The 18,431-nt window shown below is 58.2% G+C and carries 16 protein-coding genes; 14 read left to right on the forward strand and 2 right to left on the reverse strand.

Annotation, left to right across the window (positions count from 1 at the left end):
- The first annotated feature begins 31 nt into the window (after positions 1-31).
- The 7 genes from HDF14_RS10610 (at position 32) to murG (ending at position 8,537) form a co-directional block, all read left to right on the forward strand.
- Entirely contained in the window at positions 32-1,498 is a 1,467-nt protein-coding gene (locus tag HDF14_RS10610; RefSeq protein ID WP_260698171.1) for a UDP-N-acetylmuramoyl-L-alanyl-D-glutamate--2,6-diaminopimelate ligase, read from the forward strand.
- On the forward strand, positions 1,495-2,880 hold the full coding sequence (locus HDF14_RS10615; RefSeq protein ID WP_183976265.1) for a UDP-N-acetylmuramoyl-tripeptide--D-alanyl-D-alanine ligase: 1,386 nt from the start codon (positions 1,495-1,497) through the stop codon (positions 2,878-2,880). The genes HDF14_RS10610 and HDF14_RS10615 overlap by 4 nt, the downstream gene beginning before the upstream one ends.
- Positions 2,881-2,941: 61 nt before the next feature.
- Positions 2,942-3,577, forward strand: coding sequence for a hypothetical protein (locus HDF14_RS10620; protein WP_183976268.1), 636 nt, complete (start codon positions 2,942-2,944; stop codon positions 3,575-3,577).
- A 139-nt stretch (positions 3,578-3,716) separates the two neighbouring features.
- A complete protein-coding gene (mraY, locus tag HDF14_RS10625) occupies positions 3,717-4,853 on the forward strand; it encodes a phospho-N-acetylmuramoyl-pentapeptide-transferase (RefSeq protein ID WP_183976270.1) in 1,137 nt (378 codons plus the stop codon).
- A gap of 16 nt (positions 4,854-4,869) precedes the next feature.
- Positions 4,870-6,225, forward strand: a complete 1,356-nt coding sequence (gene murD / locus HDF14_RS10630) for a UDP-N-acetylmuramoyl-L-alanine--D-glutamate ligase (protein WP_183976596.1) — start codon at positions 4,870-4,872, stop codon at positions 6,223-6,225.
- A 20-nt stretch (positions 6,226-6,245) separates the two neighbouring features.
- A complete protein-coding gene (ftsW, locus tag HDF14_RS10635; RefSeq protein WP_183976272.1) occupies positions 6,246-7,337 on the forward strand; it encodes a putative lipid II flippase FtsW in 1,092 nt (363 codons plus the stop codon).
- Between the two features lie 117 nt (positions 7,338-7,454).
- Entirely contained in the window at positions 7,455-8,537 is a 1,083-nt protein-coding gene (murG, locus tag HDF14_RS10640; protein ID WP_313899540.1) for an undecaprenyldiphospho-muramoylpentapeptide beta-N-acetylglucosaminyltransferase, read from the forward strand.
- Between the two features lie 421 nt (positions 8,538-8,958).
- Here murG and HDF14_RS27190 read toward each other — a convergent pair whose 3' ends face one another.
- Positions 8,959-10,119: a YXWGXW repeat-containing protein gene (locus HDF14_RS27190; RefSeq protein WP_313899541.1), complete on the reverse strand. Its 1,161-nt coding sequence runs from the start codon at positions 10,117-10,119 to the stop codon at positions 8,959-8,961.
- 147 nt (positions 10,120-10,266) lie between these two features.
- On the reverse strand, positions 10,267-11,325 hold the full coding sequence (locus tag HDF14_RS10655; protein ID WP_183976274.1) for an acetamidase/formamidase family protein: 1,059 nt from the start codon (positions 11,323-11,325) through the stop codon (positions 10,267-10,269).
- Positions 11,326-11,528: 203 nt separating this feature from the next.
- Here HDF14_RS10655 and murC point away from each other — a divergent pair, with 203 nt between their 5' ends.
- The 7 genes from murC (at position 11,529) to HDF14_RS26025 (ending at position 18,376) form a co-directional block, all read left to right on the forward strand.
- Positions 11,529-12,929 (forward strand): UDP-N-acetylmuramate--L-alanine ligase, encoded by a 1,401-nt coding sequence (gene murC, locus HDF14_RS10660; RefSeq protein ID WP_183976276.1) that lies wholly within the window; start codon positions 11,529-11,531, stop codon positions 12,927-12,929.
- A 132-nt stretch (positions 12,930-13,061) separates the two neighbouring features.
- The gene (locus tag HDF14_RS10665) at positions 13,062-14,360 is read left to right on the forward strand and encodes a cell division protein FtsQ/DivIB (protein WP_313899542.1); all 1,299 of its coding nucleotides are present in this window, start codon (positions 13,062-13,064) and stop codon (positions 14,358-14,360) included.
- A complete protein-coding gene (ftsA, locus tag HDF14_RS10670) occupies positions 14,357-15,586 on the forward strand; it encodes a cell division protein FtsA (RefSeq protein ID WP_183976278.1) in 1,230 nt (409 codons plus the stop codon). Before HDF14_RS10665 ends, ftsA begins: the two co-directional genes overlap by 4 nt.
- A 199-nt stretch (positions 15,587-15,785) precedes the next feature.
- On the forward strand, positions 15,786-17,579 hold the full coding sequence (locus HDF14_RS10675; RefSeq protein WP_183976280.1) for a hypothetical protein: 1,794 nt from the start codon (positions 15,786-15,788) through the stop codon (positions 17,577-17,579).
- A gap of 120 nt (positions 17,580-17,699) precedes the next feature.
- Positions 17,700-18,071, forward strand: coding sequence for an ArsR/SmtB family transcription factor (locus HDF14_RS10680; protein ID WP_183976282.1), 372 nt, complete (start codon positions 17,700-17,702; stop codon positions 18,069-18,071).
- Entirely contained in the window at positions 18,046-18,243 is a 198-nt protein-coding gene (locus HDF14_RS26020) for an SRPBCC domain-containing protein (RefSeq protein WP_221304627.1), read from the forward strand. Before HDF14_RS10680 ends, HDF14_RS26020 begins: the two co-directional genes overlap by 26 nt.
- On the forward strand, positions 18,230-18,376 hold the full coding sequence (locus tag HDF14_RS26025; protein ID WP_221304628.1) for a hypothetical protein: 147 nt from the start codon (positions 18,230-18,232) through the stop codon (positions 18,374-18,376). The genes HDF14_RS26020 and HDF14_RS26025 overlap by 14 nt, the downstream gene beginning before the upstream one ends.
- Positions 18,377-18,431: the final 55 nt, after the last annotated feature.

Genomic DNA, 18,431 nt, shown 5'->3' on the forward strand with positions numbered 1-18,431 from the left:
CTTTATGAACTGGGAGACCCTTTGCAAGGGGATGAGTGCTGAGGACCGTTTTTGTGTTTCCGCCAAGCTTTCGGGGGTTCAGTATGACTCTCGGCAGGTGCGGCGTGGGGATGTGTTTGTCGCGATGAGGGGAGAGGCGACGGATGGGAATCGCTACATAGAGGCGGCTATCGGAGCGGGGGCGTCGGCGGTGGTGACGGATTCTCGCGAGGCCTATGAGAAGCTTCGCCGAGAACATGCCCAGGTTGGTGCGGCGCTCGTCGAGCGAGGACGAAGAGCGCTTGCGGAGGTCAGCTCAGAGGTGATGGGGCATCCTGAACGCAATCTTGCGCTGAGTGGAGTGACCGGGACGAACGGAAAGACCACGACTGCATTCCTGCTTGAGGCCATGCTGCGAAGTGTCGGACGGACTTGTGTGTTGATCGGGACGATTGAGACGCATGTTGGAGATGAAGTGCGTGTTTCTCCGCACACCACGCCGGAGTCTCGGGATGTGCTGGAGATTTTTGAGAACGGCGTGAGGGTTGGAGCGACGGAGGCCGTGATGGAGATGTCGTCCCATGCGCTGGAGCAGGAGAGAGTCTGGGGGCTGCCGGTGGATGTGGCGATGTTCACCAATCTGACCCAGGACCATTTGGATTATCACGGGACAATGGAGAGTTATTTCGCGGCAAAGGCCAGGCTGTTTGAAGGTGTTGGTGCGCCGACGCCGCGAGTGGCGGTGATCAATGGTGATGATCCTTACGGAAAGCGTCTCATCGTGGGGTCTCAGGCGTCTCAATTGATGACGTATGGACTTGAGTCATCGGGCGGAGACTACAGGGCGGAGGAGATCAGGCTGCTCGCGGGCGAGACGCGATTTATCTTCAAAACTCCGAAGGGGGATGCGCCGATACGGTCTTCCCTGACGGGAAGAGTCAATGTCTACAACCTGCTGGCGGCGTCCTGTGCGGCGTTGGCACGAGGGTTGACGTTAGAAGAGATTGTCGCGGGAGCGGCTTCGGGAGCCCAGGTCCCGGGACGGTTTGAAGTAGTGCCTTCGTCAAACAATCTGACGGTGGTGGTGGACTATGCTCACACAGATGACGCCTTTCGGAACTTGATTTCGCTGGCGCGGGAGTTAGTGAAGGAGAGCGGTGGCAAGGTGATTACGCTGTTTGGTTGCGGCGGGGATCGTGACAAGACGAAGCGTCCGCGGATGGGCAAGGCGGCTGGGCAGGGAAGCGATCTGGTGGTGCTGACGAGTGACAATCCTCGAAGCGAAGATCCGATGGCGATCATCGACGAGGCTCTGGCGGGGGTGAGGGAGACGGCCGCCACGTGCATTGTGGAGGAGGACCGGAGGGCGGCGATCGAGATTGCGGTTCGTGCAGCGCGGGTTGGAGATATTGTCCTGCTGGCGGGGAAGGGTCATGAGAAGGTACAGATTTTGCGGGACGGGACGGTGCCGTTCGATGATGTTGCTGTAGCTGCCGGAGTTTTGAAGGAGATCGGGTGAAGCTTACATTAGGGCAGGTTGCTGACTGGATTCATGCGGATGGTGAGTTCGACACATCGGCGGAGGCAGTGGGGTACGGGATCGACTCGCGAACGATTGGCGGTGGCGAGTTGTTTTTCGCGGTCCGCGGCGAGCGTCTGGATGGGCACGATTACGTACAGGCTGCGCTCGCAAACGGGGCTGTCGCAGCGGTGGTGAGCAATATGTGGGTGGTGCCGGCGGAGGTGGATGAGAGGCGTCTGCTGCGGGTATCGGACGGCGAAGACTGCGTGCTGCGTGCGCTGCAACAACTGGCCCACGCCGTGCGGAGGGAGTGGGGCGGAAGGGTGATTGGCGTAACGGGTTCGGCAGGGAAGACGACTACCAAGGAAGCCGTCGCACAGGTCCTGAGTGCGAAGTTCAAGGTATTGAAGTCGGCTGGCAATCTGAACAACGCGTTCGGCCTTCCGTTACAACTTCTGAAGCTGGAGCGAGAGCATCAGGTCGCGGTCATCGAGATGGGGATGAACCATGCCGGGGAGATTGCTGCGCTGGCGGAGATTGCAGAGCCGGATTGGGCGGTCGTTTCGAATGTGGGGCCCGTACATCTAGAGTTTTTTCCAGATGGGATTGCTGGAATTGCGCGGGCGAAGTATGAGTTGATTGAAGCGCTACCTCAGGATGGCATTGCGGTCTTGAACTACGACGATACCTATGTGGCGGCGTTCGGTAGAGGATTGGGAGAGCGCGCGGTGTTCTACGGGTTTGGGGAAGGCTCGAATGTCAGAGCGGTGAACGTCGCAGAGGTGGGCGCGGAGGGCGTGGTGTTTACGGTCGAGGCCAAGGGTCAGCGTGCGAGTGTGCAGTTGAAGATGTTAGGGCGTCACAACGTTCCAAATGCTCTGGCTGCGATTGCGGTCGGATTGCAGAGTGGAATGGAGCTTAGCGATTGTGCCGCGGCAGTGGGTGAGCTGCGGGCCGGGGACAAGCGTGGTGAGGTTCTGGAGTGGCGGGGGGCGACGCTCATCAATGATTGCTACAACTCCAACCCAACCGCGTTGAATGCGATGGTTGATGCGACCGTGGCAATTCCGGCGGAGAAACATATTGTTGTTGCGGGAGAGATGTTGGAGCTTGGTTTGGACGGTGCATCGCTGCATGCGGCCTGTGGTGCGCGGATGATAGAACGGGGAGTGGATTTTGTCCTCGGAGTACGTGGTCTGGCGCAGGATTTGGTGGATGCCGCGCAAGCAGCGGGCGCGAAGGGACTATTTGTAACCAGTCCTGAAGAAGCGGGTGAATGGTTGGTTGCGAATTTGAGTCCAGGCGACGTAGTGTTGTTGAAGGCCTCCCGGGGAGTGCGGCTAGAGAAGGCCTTGATGGTACTTGGGACTCCAAAATAATGCGTCGTGTTCAAGAGGCAGCTGAGTAACGATGGCGAAACGAGATCGTATGGAGCGGACTATGTCGACTAAGGGAGCACTGGTTAAGCGCGAAGCCAAGACTGCGATAAAAAAGCACGCGAAGAAGGCGGTTAAACACGCTGCGAAGAAGAGTGCCCCGAAGAAAAGCGCTAAGAAAGCTGCGAAGCAGGCGGCAGAGAGAGCTACGGGAGTGGGGGCGGTTTATGCCACCGACTATGGGCTAATGACTGCGTTTCACCATATGCAGAGAGCTTCGGTGGTGATTTCTCTGATGGAGAAGGGAACTGGGGAGGATCTGCGGGATCTTCTCGAGAGGGGAGTCAAGCTCTACCGTAAGGCCACGGATGGTGAAGAAGGAAACAGGTTTGTGCTGCGGGCGATCGGGGTTTTGCGTGCGGCGGAGCACTTGTCACTGGCCGGCCTGTATGCGGCCAGACAGAAGCACAAGCAGAAGGTTGCGTCGCCGGCACCGGAGTGGCTGGAGAAGTTTATTGCGGAGGCAGATCGCAGGTTGGAGCAGATTGAGCACGCTGAGCGCGGCAAAGGAACGGATCTTTTTCCGGTGACTGTGGAGTTGCTGCGACAGGCGGAGGATTCCGATCACGATGCTCAGCTGGCGTACGAGCTTGCAATGGCTGCTGATGCGCTGTGTTTTGCTCTGGAGAACGGGCTCTAGCGCGAATTTCGCGATTTTGTGGGCATTCGGATTGGTTCGCGGGTGAGATAACCACAGGCCGTGTGGCATGGTGCTGTTAATATAGCCGTGACTCGCAACAGAAACGGGCGTAAAGCTGCGGGTAAAAGGCGGAGACGTTTTGCTCTATTGGTTGCTGTATCAGAAGCTGTTTCCCTACTTTCGGCTGTTTCGCATCTTTCGATATCTGACGTTTCGCACAGTGTTTGCGAGTCTTACGGCGCTGCTGATCGGCCTCTTGATCGGCCCGTATGTGATCGACAAACTGCGCGAGTTTCAGATCGGACAGTACATTCGCGAAGAGGGACCGCAGTCGCACCAGAAGAAGAGCGGGACGCCGACGATGGGCGGGGTGCTGATCTGTATCTCGATCCTGGTGCCAACGTTGATGTGGTCCGATCTTTCGAATCCCTATGTTTGGCTGGTGATGTTGTCTACGCTTGCGTTTGGTGCGATCGGATTTACGGATGACTATATAAAAGTAGTGCACCGGGAGAATCAGGGACTGACTGCGAAGGCTAAGCTTGGCCTCCAATTTATCGTTAGCGCTGCGGTGGCGGCGGCGTTGGTTGTGATGGAGATTCGTGGAGGATACTCGACTCGGCTGATGGTGCCGTTTGCGAAGCGGTTCCGGCCGGATCTGGTTTGGGAGTGGATGGGCCATATCCCGCATATGCACTGGTTGGTCTTTATACCGTTCGTTGTCTTTGTGATGATCGTGATTGCGGGGGCAAGCAATGCGGTGAATCTGACTGATGGGCTCGATGGGCTTGCGATCGGTTGTACGATCATTGCGGCCGGAGCGCTGACGGTTCTGACGTATGTGAGCGGACACGTTGTGTTTTCGGATTATCTGGAACTGCAGCGGATGCCGATGGTGAGCGAATTGACGGTGTTCTGCGGGTCTATGGTCGGGGCGAGTATTGGGTTTCTTTGGTACAACGCTCACCCCGCGGAGATTTTTATGGGAGATGTCGGAAGTCTCGCGCTGGGCGGGGCGATTGGGACGGTGGCGGTTGTGATCAAGCAGGAGCTTTTGCTTCCGTTCATTGGAGGTGTGTTTATTCTTGAGGCGTTGAGCGTGATGCTTCAGGTGGGCAGCTATAAGTTAAGGAATGGCAAACGCATCTTTAAGATGGCGCCACTGCACCATCATTTTGAATTGATGGGCTGGTCCGAATCGAAGGTGATTACGCGGTTCTGGATTCTGGCGCTGGTGTTTGCATTGTTCGCGTTGACTACTTTGAAGCTGCGATGAGAGTGTTGAAGGCATGATGGATTTGAAGAACAAGCGAGTGTTGGTTGTGGGACTTGGAAAATCCGGCCTGTCGGCGGCGATGTTTCTGCGCGCGCAAGGGGCTCGGGTGACCGTGAGCGATTCGCGGAGTGCGGTGGCTTTGGCGAAGGAGATTCCTGCGTTGTTGGAAGCGGGGATTATGGTCGAGTCCGGGGGGCACGGGCTTCTGACGTTTCGGAGGCAGGATCTAATTGTGGTTTCTCCAGGTGTGCCGTTGGATACGCCGGAGGTGAAGCAGGTGGTGGCGTTTGGACTGACCGTGATTGGTGAGTTGGAGTTGGCGAGTCGCTACCTGTTAGGAGAGGTGGTGGCGATTACTGGGTCAAATGGGAAGACCACGACCACGACGTTGGTGGGGAAGATCCTGAGTGATGCTGGCGTGCCGACGCAGGTAGGGGGGAACATTGGGTTGCCGGTGATCGATCTGGTGGCGAAGAGCACGCCTGAGACGGTGAATGTGCTGGAAGTGTCGAGCTTTCAACTGGAGACCATTGAGGAGTTTCATCCATGGATTGCGGTGATTTTGAACATTACGCCAGACCATCTGGATCGACATGGGAGCTTCGAGAAGTATGTGGCGGCGAAGGAGCGGATCTTCGAGAGGCAAGGACCTGGTGATGCGCTAGTGTTGAACGGGGACGATCGCGTAACGCAGATGAGTGCGGCGCGGGCAAAGAGTGAGGTGTTCTGGTTCAGCGGGACGAAGGCGGTTCGACGCGGCGCGTTTGTGCGTGATGGCGTGATTGTTTGGGTGGAGAAGGAAGGTGGTGTGACCGAGCCGATCATGCCGGTTTCGGAGGTGCATCTCAAGGGTGCGCACAACATCGAGAATGTGCTTGCAGCGGTTTGTGCAGCTCGGCTGGCGAAGGTTTCGGCTGAGAGTATTCGAGCTTCGGTAGCGACGTTTAGGGCTGTTGAGCATCGGTTGGAGCTGGTGAGGAAGTTGAATGGAGTTGAATTCTACAACGACTCGAAGGCGACCAATGTGGACGCAACGATGAAGGCGGTGGCTTCGTTCAGCAAGGGAATTCACTTGATTCTTGGGGGGAAGGACAAGGACTCGGACTACGGGACTATGGCGGAACTGTTGAAGGAACGGGTGAAGGCTGTTTATACGATTGGTTCGGCTGCAGAAAAGATTGAGCGTCAGCTTCACGGAGTCGTGAAGATGGTGGCAGCGGGAACGATGCAGACTGCGGTGACTGAGGCGGCCAAGGCAGCTGCGGTTGGTGACGTGGTGCTGCTGTCGCCCGCCTGCTCGAGCTTCGACCAGTTTGAGAACTATGAGCATCGGGGCCGCGTGTTTCGGCAGTTGGTAGACGAACTAATTTAGCGAAGAAGTGGAAGTGATGCATGGCGAAGAGAGTTGGGGTGGATAAGTGGCTCTTCGGAGTGGTGCTGCTGCTGGTGCTATTTGGGCTGGTGATGGTGTTCTCTGCGTCGGCGGTGATGGCGCAGTCGAGTTTGGGTTCTCCGTATCCTTATGTTGCAAATCAGGCTAAGTGGGCGGTGCTTGGCCTGTTGGTAATGGTCTGGTTGATGCGCGTGGACTACCGCCGCTATAACAATCCTCGAGTTGTGTTTCCAGCAGTTACGGTAACGATGCTCCTGCTGGCGTGCGTGTTTGTTATGCCCGGTATGAATGGAGCGCACCGGTGGATCCGTGTCGCGGGTACGACTTTGCAGGCTTCGGAGTTGGCGAAACCTGTGCTGGTGTTGTTTCTGGCTTACTTTTTGCAGACTCGAATCCACCAGATGGATGACTGGAAGGGGACGATTCTGCGTGCAGTTGCCGTGCCCCTGTTGTTTACGGCCTTGATTTTAAAAGAGCCTGATCTTGGGACCGGCCTGGTGTGCATGGCGGTGACGGCGTTGATGCTGTATCTGGCCGGGGCGAAGACCAGGTACTTTGCGGTTGGTGCTGCATTGGCAGCTCCTGTTCTTTACTTCATGCTGTTTCATGTTGCGTTTCGACGGGCGCGAATGCTGGCGTTTGTGAATCCCGAGGCCGATCCTCGCGGGACGGGGTTTCACATTCTTCAGTCGCTGATCGCGGTGGGAACGGGCGGGATTCGCGGGCTTGGGTTGATGGAAGGACGGCAGAAGCTGTTCTACCTGCCAGAGGTTCAGACGGATTTTATCTTTGCGAACATCTGCGAAGAGCTGGGGCTGATTGGAGCGTTGCTGATTGTGGGGTTGTTTGTGGCGCTGGGGTATCGCGGCCTGCGGGCGGCGTTTCTTTCGACCGATCCGTTTGCGCGGTTTCTGGCTTTTGGGCTGACGACAGCGATCCTGATCCAGGCTTTCTTCAACATGAGCGTGGTGCTGGCGCTGTTGCCGACGAAGGGGATTCCTCTGCCGTTTATCTCTTCGGGAGGAACTTCGATTTTTATTACGTTGGCCAGCATGGGTGTGCTGTTGAACATTACGCGCGAGATTGATTGAGTGGCAGTGCTGCCCTGCCGGAGGGGCCCGCTGCGCGCGGGGCGGTCACTTCGTGACGTGTGTACCGTTCGTGCTTGTGATGACCGGTATCGGCCCTCCCGTTGGTCGGAGTGAGAGGTGGCTCTTGTGCGAGTTTTGATTGCTGGTGGTGGTACGGGCGGGCATGTGATTCCGGCGCTGGCGATTGCGCGGGAGTTGCGCGATGCGCATGGCGCTGAGGTGCGGTTTGTTGGTACGGCGCGGGGGCTTGAGACGCGGCTGGTGCCGGAGGCGGGGTTTCCGCTGGAGTTGATTCGCGTGGGGCAGCTGAAGAATGTGAGTGTGGTGACGAAGCTGCGGACGGTGGCGGATCTGCCGCTTGGCGTGATGCGGTGTGTGGGGCTGGTGCGGAGCTTCAAGCCGGATGTGGTGGTCGGGGTGGGTGGGTATGCTTCGGGGCCGGCGATGATGGCGGCGATCCTGTTGCGGGTTCCTACGCTGGCGTTTGAGCCGAATGCGGTGCCGGGGCTGGCGAATCGGCTGGTGGGCAAGTGGGTGACTGCTGCTGCGGTGAACTTTGATGGGACCCGATCGTTCTTTCGCGAAGCGAAGGTGACGGGAATTCCGGTGCGGCGAGAGTTCTTCGAGGTTGGTGCGAAGACAACAGGGACGGCGCGGCGGCTGCTGGTGTTTGGTGGGAGCCAGGGTGCAAGGGTGCTGAACGAGGTGTTGCCGAAGATTGCTGCGAGGCTGCTGCAGGCGATTCCAGGGTTGGAGATTGTGCACCAGACCGGCGGGCGGCATGAGGTCTCGACCAAGGAACTGTATGAGCAGGCTGGCCTGACGGCGGAGGCGCGGTTGCGAGTGCAGCCTTATCTGGACGATATGGTGGGGGAGTTTGCGCAGGCCGATCTAATGTTATGCAGGAGCGGGGCGAGCACGATGGCAGAGCTGGCGGCGGCGGGGAAGGCGTCCTTGCTGGTGCCGTTTCCGCAGGCGGCGGATGACCACCAGAGGAAGAATGCAGATGTCTTTGTGGCGGCTGAGGCGGCGGAGCTGATTGTTGAGGCGGATTTGACCGAGGATCGGCTGTTGTCGGCGTTGCGTGGGATGTTGCTGGATGCGGATTGGTTGAAGGAGATGGGAGAGCGAGCGCGGGGATTGGCGCATCCTAATGCTGTTGAGGAGATTGGGGAGATGGTGGTCGGAATTTCGCGGTGATGGATTGCTCTTGTGTTTGCTCCGGCTCGTGGCGGCTCATCATTTCTCCTTTCTCTTCTTTTATGGGGTACCCATCGGGGTTGGTATGGCTAAATTATCCATTTTCAATGACTTGCGATTTCACAGAATGCAAGATCGTCTTTCTAAACAGGTTATGGATTTTAAAAGCAGAAAGCCCCGGTGCAGTTCCGGGGCTTTCTTAATGTCCTATTTCAAGTATGGCGGTTGGCGCATAACTAATACTCCACGCGAATGTGCAGTACTGGCGCTGATTTCGTGGTGTGGGGCTTGACAGGTTTTAGATGAGAACAGCGGGCGGTGTCGAGCCTGCGAATGAGGATCGCGATAACGTCAGGAGAAAACGGACGCGGAATAAAAGAGGGCTGAGGAGTTTGTCCTCAGCCCTTTGATGATTTTGGTACTAGCGATGACCGCCGCCACCACCGCCGGCGTGTGAGCCGCCACCACCACCGCCTCCACCGCCGTGGTAGCCACCGCCGCCGCCTCCGTAAGAGGCTCCACCGCCGGTGCTGCCGTGATAGCTGCCGCCACCTCCGCTGTAACCGCCGCCGGCGTAGGTGCTGCCGTGGCTCTGTGCGGGTTGGGCGTAGCTGCGGGAGGCTCCACTGTATGCGCTGTTGCCTGTGTAGCTGCGGGCTGCTCCGCTGTAGGTGTTGCCGCCAGCGTAGTTGCGGGCTGCTCCGCTGTAGGCGGCTCCTCCGCTATAGGAGTTGTGGGCTACGTTGTTGTTGCCGAAGCCTGAGTTGGTGTGGCCAGCGTTCGATGCGAAGGAACGGCCGTTGATGCTGGAGCCGCGGTAAGCGTTTGAGGTTCCACCATGGTAGGCAACGGAGTTGACGTGGGTGAAGCTGGCTCCGCCGGGATGGCCTGAGTATCCATTATAGGAGCGGTTGTAGAAGTTGCCGCCGTGCCAGCCGCCGCCGATGTTGCAGTAGGCGCGGTTGTAGTAGAAGCGGCCGCCGCCCCAATATCCGCCGTAGAAGCCGATGCCGAAGTAGCCGAAGCCGTAGTTGATGCCACCGTAGTAGCCAACGTAGGGGCCCCAATATCCGGCATTCCAGAAGTAGCCATCGTTGAAGCCCCAATAGCCGGGGGTCCAGAGGGCTCCGGTGTAGGGAGCTGCGACCCAGGCGCCCTGAATCCATTGGTAGCCGTCAGCAGTCCAGGCCCAATAGCCGGGGGTCCAGATGTAGCCGTCGCCCGGGGCTGGGGGCTGCTGATAGTCGGGGATGGCTGGAGGGGCCTGCTCGATGCCCTGGGGGGCGCCGGGCTGAGGGGCTCCGTACTGCTGGGGGTAGGTGTTGTCCTGCTGAGCGCCGTTGGGCGGGCCACCGAATTGGGGGTCCTGCTGCTGGGCCTGTTGATCCGCGGGGGAGCCGTATTGATCGTTTTGGTTGTAGGGCTGGATCTGGGCGAGGAGCGGCATGGCCAGAGCGAATCCGGCTAAGGTTGCGACACCGAGCGAGTTTCTGAAGAGGCGGGCAAACGTCATGGCGTTACCTTCCTGCTCAGCCTTCGTTTGTCCGGTGTTGAGGTCGAGCGCGGACTTCGCGGAGAGCAAGGGTGAGTTCCAGCCCGGCTGAAGAAGCCCGGGTCAAGTGCTCAGTTGATTAGACACGAATATATTGCTTTTGTTGCTAAATGTTGATGTGGGGATTTGCTGACTGGTTCCGGATGGTTGTACCAGTTTGGTGGGATTTTTCGTTTGTTAGTGGGAGTTTGGGGTGGCGACGAAGAGTTTTTTGGGGCAGAGGACGTGGACGCCACTTTTGGTGTCGACCAACTGGGTGATGTCGACGTCGCAGGCGGTGGAGATGAGGGCGTAGGCGTCGTCGCGGGTGAGATGTGGGTGGTCCGGGATTTGCTCGGAGAGGAAGGTGATCATGTTGCGGACGGCCATCTCGGTGGCGGTTTTGAGGTCCTCGTCGAAGCCCATGGCGATGTAGGCGGTGGGAGTTTCGCCTCGTGGCCATAGGAGATGCTGATCTTTATGGACGATGAACTGGAAGGTGCCGGTTAGCTGGGTTTCGAGCGCGGTTATGTCGACTTCGCCGTTGCCCTGGCCGGCGTGACCGTCGCCTACTTCGAAGTTGGCGCCTTTGGAGTTAATAGGGATGTAGAGGGTGGTGCCTGCGACCATCTCCTTGTTGTCGATGTTTCCGGCGTGCATCCAGGGTGGGGCGGAGTTGTATTTGCCGGCGGACTCGGGTGGGGCGATGCCCATGCTGCCGAAGAAGGGGTGGAGAGGGATGTCGATGCCGGGGGCGAAGTGGCCGATCATCTTTTCGCGATCGAGAGGGATGATGCGGGTGCGGCTGTAGGGGAAGTCGTTGGGGAGGAAGCCACGGCCGGCGCCGAAGCCGTTGCAGGCCCAGGGGACGTCGATGTTGATTTTCTGGATGCGGACTTCGAGGACGTCGCCGGGTTCGGCTTCGGTGATGGCGACGGGGCCAGTGAGGATGTGGCCGCCGGGACCTCTTTCGGAGGTGGGGACCTTGGTGTAGATGTCGTCGACGTCGGAGGGAATGTCGGAGGCGGCGACGCCGAGGGCTTTGAGACGCTCGGGGGAGCCGCAGGTGGAGAGGGTTTGGATGGTGACGGTGTCGCCGGAGTGGATGGTGAGGGTGGGTGTGGCTTTGGCGGAGTAGAAGCCCCAGGCGACGGTGGTGGGAGTGGCCAGGAGGGTTTGGTTTTGCTGAGCTGGCGCGGGGAGGTTGAGTAGTGTGGCGGCGCAGAGGGTGATGAGGCGCGTTCGGTTGGCAGGCATGAATTTTATATATCACTTAGTTCGTTTTGAGGCGTCCTGCCGGACGGGCCCACTGCGCGTGGGGCGGCCACTTCGTGGCGTGTGTACCTTGTTGTAAGGTGGCTGGTTCGGTCCCCCCGTTGCTCGGAGTGAAGGATAGTGTTCCGCTGATAGAGTGGAGGATTAGCTTATTCAAGGCTTCTTGAAAGTGGAGATTGGTCAGAATGTTTGTGCCTGGACATTTTTTGTTTGCGCCATCGCAGCGGATTCACTTTATCGGGATCGGCGGGATTGGGATGAGCGGGATCGCGGAGATTCTGCTGACGATGGGGTATTCGGTCTCGGGGAGCGACTTGCGGCGGAGTTCGGTGACGGATCGGCTGCTGGGGATGGGGGCGCGGATCTTTGAGGGCCATGTGGCTTCGAATGCGGCCGCTAGTGATGTGGTGGTGACTAGCTCGGCGGTGGCGAAGGACAATCCCGAGGTGGTGGAGGCGAGGGAGCGGAAGATTCCGGTGATTCAGCGGGCAGAGATGCTGGCGGAGTTGATGCGACTTAAGTATGGGATTGCAGTGGCTGGGATGCATGGGAAGACTACGACGACGAGCATGGTGGCGGCTGTGTTGGCGGGCGGGGGGCTCGATCCTACGGTGGTGGTGGGGGGAAGGGTGAATGCGTTGGGGTCGAATGCGAGGCTGGGAAACTCGCAGTACCTGGTGGCGGAGGCGGATGAGAGCGACCGGAGTTTTTTGAAGTTGTCGCCTGTGCTGGCTGTGGTGACGAATCTGGATCGTGAGCATATGGATTGCTATCGCGATATGGAGGATGTTGAGGGGGCGTTTGTCGAGTTTATGGATCGGCTGCCGTTTTATGGGGCTACTACGGCTTGTACAGACAATTCGCTGCTGAGGACTGTGCTGCCGAGGGTCAGGCGGAAGATTTATACGTATGGCGAGAGTGTCGATGCGGATTTTCGGGTTGAGGTGCTGCCGAAGGATGAGGACTGTCACTCGTGTTTTGCGGTGAACTACAAGGGGCTGGTGCTGGGGAAGTTTCGGCTGCATGTTCCGGGCCGGCATAATGTGCTGAACGCGACGGCGGCGGTGGCGGTAGGAGTGCAGCTGGGTGTGGCGCCGGACCAGATTGCGGCGGGGTTAGAGACGTTTCGTGGGGTGGATCGAAGATTTCAGATCAAGGGTGAGGTGCGCGGCGTGACGGTGGTGGACGATTATGGGCATCACCCGACAGAGATTCTGGCTACGCTGCGGGCGGCTCGGGATTGTGGGTACTCGAAGGTGCATGTTTTGTTTCAGCCGCATCGGTTTACTCGGACTCGAGATTTAATGACGGAGTTTGCGGGTGCTTTCAAGGATGCGGATTCGGTGGAGGTGTTGGATATCTATGCGGCGAGCGAGCAGCCGATTGAAGGTATCGACGCGCAGGCGCTGGTAAAGGCGATTCGGGATAAGGGTGGGGAGCGGGTGGAGTATGCGGCGTCTGTGGCGGATGGGGTAGCGGCGCTGGTGCGGACGGCGAAGGAGGGCGACCTGATTCTGACGCTGGGGGCGGGAAGTGTATCGCAGGCAGGAGCTACGGTGCTGGAAGCTTTGGCCACAAATGGGTGAGTTCCTGAAAGGGTACATGCCGAAGATCGCAGGGAAGGGAGGGGGTTATGCGAGTTATGCTCAGGATGGCGATTCTCGCGGCCTTGCTCAGGCGTGCGACAAAGCGATGCTGTTTTGCGGGGTGGAACAACGGTGCTAGAGGCGCCTGAGAAGAACTATGCCTCGGAGACTCGGGGTTCGCGTGGTCCGCGGCGAGTGTCGGCTTCGCCGGATAGGAAGCTGCGTCGCGATCTGAGCGAAGATTTTGCCGACGATCCCTATTGGGAGGACGATGCTCCGGTGGGTCGGCGGAAGGCGGGGCTGCGGGTTCGGTTTCGCGGGATGCCCGCTACGAAGTGGGGACGGATCGCTGCGGGATGTGGGGTGTTAGTTCTGCTGGGGATTTGTGCGGGCGGTTTCTTGATGGCCAGGAGCTTTCTGTTGCACGATGAGCGATTTGTAATTCCTTCGTCTTCATCGATTGAGTTTCAAGGCAATGCGCATGTGACGCGGGCGCAGTTGCTCAGCATCTTTGGGGAGGATGTGGAACGGAACATCTTCACGGTGTCGCTGGCAGAGAGGCGCGCGGAGTTGGAGAGACTGCCGTGGGTGGCGCATGCGACGGTGATGCGGCTGCTGCCGAATCGGATGCGGGTGTCGATTGTGGAGAGGACGCCGGTAGCGTTTGTACGGCAGGGAAGCCATATCGGATTGGTGGATGCGAACGGGGTGCTGCTGGATATGCCGGCGGAGGCAAAGCCGGACGCACGGTATTCGTTTCCGGTGGTGACGGGGATTACGGCGGATGAGCCGCTGTCGACGCGTTCGGCGAGGATGAAGATCTACGAACGATTTACGGCGGAGCTGGACGGGTCGGGCGAGAAGATCTCGGAGGGGTTGAGCGAGGTGGATCTGTCGAATCCAGAGGATGTGAAGGCGCTGATCCCGGATAAGTCGAATGAGATTCTGGTTCACTTTGGCGATGTGGATTTTCTGGACCGGTACAAGCGGTTTGAAGAGCATCTGCCGGAGTGGCGGACGGTCTATCCGAAGCTCTCGTCGGTGGATATGAGGTATGAGCGGCAGGTGGTGTTGGAGATGCAGCCGGGTGCGGGTGTGCCGGTTGATTCGTCCTCGAAGGATGCTGCTGGAGTAATGGCGGCGAATTCGAAGGTGGCGTCTACATCTCAGGATGCCGGAGCCGATGCAGCCAAGGCGGTTGCAAAGCCTGCGGCGAAGGCTTCGGCTGCACATGCAGCGGCGGTGAAGGGCAAGCCTGCGACCAAGGCTCCTGCGCATGTAAGCGCCAAGAGTGAGGCTGCTTCTTCGGTGAAGGCGAAGAAGGTAGATCCGAAGGCGAAACATGTTGTCGTTGTGAAGCACCATACGGTTGTTGCGAAACCGTCGGCTGCCACAACGCAGTATCATCCTTCACAGGTGGCTCATCCATGAATCAGAAGCAGGACAATCTGATCACCGTGCTGGACGCGGGAAGCACGAAGAGTTGCGTGCTGGTGGCGGAGCTGCAGGATGGTGTGCTGCGGTATCGCGGGCATGGGGTGGAGCCGTCGCGCGGGATGCGCAAGGGATTGATAGCAGAGCTTGGGCCGGCGGCGGAGGCGATCAATCGTGCGGCGTTGACGGCGGAGCGCGTGACGAAGGCTGGAATTGAGACGGCGATTGTGGGCATCGGTGGAACGCATGTGCGCGGAGTGAACTCGCGCGGCGGCATCAGCATGGGAAGCCGGATGCGTGAGATTACACGCGAGGAGGTTCGTGCAGCGGTGGACCGTGCGCGGTCGGTGGCGCTGCCTCCTGATCGCGAGGTGCTGCATCTTCTGCCTCAGGAGTTCATTCTGGATGACCAGCCAGGGATTCATGATCCAGTGGGGATGGTGGGGAACAGGCTTGAGGTTAATCTGCATCTTTCGACTTGCTCGGGTGGCGTGGCGCAGAGCGTAATTACGTGCGCGAATCGTGCGGGGCTCGAGGTGCTGGATACGGTGTACGAGGGGATCGCCTCGGCGGAGGCTGTGTTGAGCGCCGATGAGCGGGAGCTGGGCGTTTGCATGGCCGATATCGGCTCTAGCACCACGGAGTTGGCGGTGTTTTTTGAGGGCTCGATTGCGCATACGGCTGTGCTGCCGATTGGCGGGGACCACTTTACGAATGACCTGGCGGTTGGTCTGCATGTGACGGTGGAGGAAGCGGAGTATCTGAAGAAGCTATATGGACATTGCGTGGTGACTGCGGTGCCGCAGTTGAATGAGATTGAAGTTGGCGGCAATCTTGCTTTCTCAGGCGGGCAGCCGGCACGGATGGTGAGACAGAGATTTCTGGCGGAGATCCTGGAGCCGCGTGCGCGTGAGTTGTTTACGATGCTGCGCGATAATCTGCGGCAGGGTGGTGTGCTGGAGGCGTTGGGTGCGGGCTGCGTGGTGACCGGAGGCGGCGCGAATATGGCTGGGCTACTGGATAATGCGGAGAGTCTCCTGCGAGTGCCGGCGCGGATTGGATATCCGGTGCCGCTTTCGCGTATGCCTCCGGAACTGGCTGTGCCGGAGTTTGCTGCGGCGATTGGAATGCTGCTTTATACGCATCGGACGCAGGTGCGGCGTGCAAGTGAAGAGCAGGGATTACGTGCGAAGCTGAAGGCTATTTTTGCCGGGAGCTTTTAGGCGGGTGCTGTGAAGGCCTGAATCCTGGGACGGATAGGCTTTATTTTCGGCGATTCTCCTTGGTTGAAATTTTCCAGACCAGCACGATCACAGTTTCTGCATCCAACTATGTCTGCTGCCTTGTTTCTAGCCGGCTTCTGGTCGGTTTTGACCGACTAAATGGCAGCCGTTCGCGGGCCCTGCAACAACGAAACCAGCTATGGGTGAGTTGGCATTGGCGCTTGCGAAGATTCGAAAATATCGCGACGAACAACAGACAGCAGCTCCGCTCGCTGGATGGAGCTTGCACCACACGGCGCAGTTGCTAGTGGGCGCTGCGGTGATGATTGCCGGAGCTCTTGAAGGGCGATACGGCAAGTCGGAGTTGTTCGGGGACGACATCTCCTACCTTGACGTTGCCAATATGATTCGGGCCGGGGACTGGAGAGCAGGGCTCAATCCGGTGTGGAGTATTGGATATCCCTGGCTGATCTCGATGGTAAGGCGCTGGTTTCCCGCGACTCCGCATGGAGAGCTTGCGGCGGTTTTCTGGTTGAATCTGTCGATCTACTTCGTCGCATGGATTGGGTTTTTAAGACTTCTGCGTCTGGTTGCGGGGTCTCTGCGAGGAGATCCTTTGCGAGAGGCTGATCGTCCACTGTCTCCGTTTCTTTTGATCTGTGGGGGCTGCATCTTTGTCACTGTTCAGACGGGAGTGTGTCGAGTTTCCACAATCGGTCCCGATTTGCTGGTGACCTGTATGTTCTTTTTCGCGTCCGCAGTTGCGCTGAAGGTTTTTTTGCAGCCGACCGTAGGCAATAGCGTTGCGCTGGGAGCACTGCTCGGTGTGGGTTTTCTGACGAAGGCTATTCTGCTGACTCTCGCGGGTGTGTTCTTCGGGATGATGGTTGCGTTGCAGGGACGGCGCCGTATCGTCGCACCGTTTTTTCGTGCGGTGGGGGTTTTCCTGCTTTTCGTCCTTGTGTATGGTGCGGGCCTTTCGTGGGCTCTAGGCAGGCCCACGCTGGGCGAAGCGGGAGCGTTGAATTTCGCGTTTCATGTGAATCACCTGAGCCACTGGATGGGATGGCAGGGAGGTCCGCCGGAGCTTGGGTCGCCGATCCATCCGGTGCGGATGCTTAGAAACGATCCGCCGGTCTTCGCTTTTGGCGAGCCATTCCATGTTACTTATCCGCCTCAGTTCAACATGGCGTATTGGTATGAGGGATATCGTCAGGTCTTCAGTTTAAAAAATATGGCTCGCGCTATTGTCGAAAATCTTCATGATTTGAAGTATGTGTTTCAAGAGATTCTTCCCGTTACTTTGGCCGTGATGGTGTGCTTCTGCGTTGCGTTTTTGGTTAAGAGGAGGACCCGTACCGGCGCAGCACCCTCTTTGGATCCGTGGATTGTGTACTTGCCCTCCATTGTCGGATTTTCGTTTTATCTTGTGGTTCACCTGGAAGGACGGTATGTGGCGGGATTTCTCTGCGTGATTGGAATGGCGCCGTTTCTCACGCTGGATCGCCTGCCGCTTCGCTCCTCGATACGTACGGCGGCTATTCTGCTTTTGGTTGCGGCGACGTTGTTCAACTCGACGGAGCGGTTGCATGGTGCGGTGCGATCGGCTATCGAGCGGACTGATATGCAAAGCGGCGGGCAGTGGGCCATCGCTGACTATCTGGTGAAGCTGAATTTGAAAGCGGGAGATAAGGTGGCTTCTGTAGCGCCACGAAACGATTTCCGATGCACGTGGGCCTACGCTTCCAGTTTGCATATTGTGGCAGCGATTGGGAACGATGCGTTCGATCCGCAGAGCCAGGTGCAGGATCTGCATCTATTTTTTGATCATCCCTCGACGCAGCAGCAGGTTCTAGAGTTGTTTCGAGAGCAGGGTGCTGTTGCGGTGGTTGCGACGGATATTCCGTTTGAGGTTTCGTCGCCGGGATGGCAGCACGTTCCTGGGAGCCAGGCCTGGGTACGTTTTTTGAAGCCTATTGAGATTACAAAGTAGAGGGAGCACTGAAAGGTAAGCGCAACTAACCTTCCCCTACAAAATAGAAAAATCTTGTTTGCCTGTTTACAGATTTCTTATTTAACGTTATGGTTATTTAACTTAGTTGTTAATAACAATATGGACGATCAGATTACAGCGACCTTTGCAGCATTGGCGGATCCGACGCGGAGAGCGATTCTTGCGCGTCTGGCGTTGGGAGAGTCCTCGGTGACGGAGATTGCCGCTCCGTTCGAAATGAGCATGCCGGCGATCTCGCGGCACCTCAAGGTGCTGGAGAAGGCTGGGTTGATCTCGCGCGGGCGGGAGGCGCAGTGGCGGCCCTGCAAGCTGAAGGCGGAGCCGTTGAAGCAGGCTGCGGACTGGCTGGACGAGTATCGCCGGTTCTGGGAGGAGAGTTTCGATCGATTGGACGAGTACTTGAAGACCTTACAGATAAAGGAGAAGCGAGATGCCGGAAAGAACAATGGGAACGGTAATAAGCGACGCTGAACGGGAGATTGTGCTGTCGCGCGTGTTCGATGCACCGCGCAAGATGGTTTGGGAGGCGTGGACCGATCCGAAGCAGGTTGCGCAGTGGTGGGGGCCGAATGGATTTTCGACCACGATTGAAGAGATGGATGTTAGGCCGGGCGGTGTGGAGGCAGGTGATGCATGGGCCTGATGGCACCGATTATCCGAACGAAAGTGTGTTTGTCGACGTAGTGCAGTATGAGCGGCTTGTGTACACGTTGACGGGCGGTTTCAAGGGCGGACCTGCGGTGAAGATGGAAAGACAACGATCTTTGAAGATGTAGCAGGCGGTACGCGGGTCACGATGCGCGCGTTGTTTGATTCGGCTGAGGCTCGCGA

This window comes from Tunturiibacter gelidiferens (assembly GCF_014201335.1).
GTDB classification, from domain to species: domain Bacteria; phylum Acidobacteriota; class Terriglobia; order Terriglobales; family Acidobacteriaceae; genus Edaphobacter; species Edaphobacter lichenicola_E.

Coding starts and splice junctions, on each gene's coding strand:
- ftsA (WP_183976278.1), top strand. CDS start 14,357: ATGAATCAGAAGCAGGACAATCTGATCACCGTGCTGGACGCGGGAAGC.
- murC (WP_183976276.1), top strand. CDS start 11,529: ATGTTTGTGCCTGGACATTTTTTGTTTGCGCCATCGCAGCGGATTCAC.
- HDF14_RS10620 (WP_183976268.1), top strand. CDS start 2,942: ATGTCGACTAAGGGAGCACTGGTTAAGCGCGAAGCCAAGACTGCGATA.
- HDF14_RS10680 (WP_183976282.1), top strand. CDS start 17,700: ATGGACGATCAGATTACAGCGACCTTTGCAGCATTGGCGGATCCGACG.
- HDF14_RS26025 (WP_221304628.1), top strand. CDS start 18,230: ATGCATGGGCCTGATGGCACCGATTATCCGAACGAAAGTGTGTTTGTC.
- HDF14_RS10610 (WP_260698171.1), top strand. CDS start 32: ATGAGTGCTGAGGACCGTTTTTGTGTTTCCGCCAAGCTTTCGGGGGTT.
- murD (WP_183976596.1), top strand. CDS start 4,870: ATGGATTTGAAGAACAAGCGAGTGTTGGTTGTGGGACTTGGAAAATCC.
- HDF14_RS10675 (WP_183976280.1), top strand. CDS start 15,786: ATGGGTGAGTTGGCATTGGCGCTTGCGAAGATTCGAAAATATCGCGAC.
- ftsW (WP_183976272.1), top strand. CDS start 6,246: ATGGCGAAGAGAGTTGGGGTGGATAAGTGGCTCTTCGGAGTGGTGCTG.
- HDF14_RS10655 (WP_183976274.1), bottom strand. CDS start 11,325: ATGCCTGCCAACCGAACGCGCCTCATCACCCTCTGCGCCGCCACACTA.
- HDF14_RS26020 (WP_221304627.1), top strand. CDS start 18,046: ATGGGAACGGTAATAAGCGACGCTGAACGGGAGATTGTGCTGTCGCGC.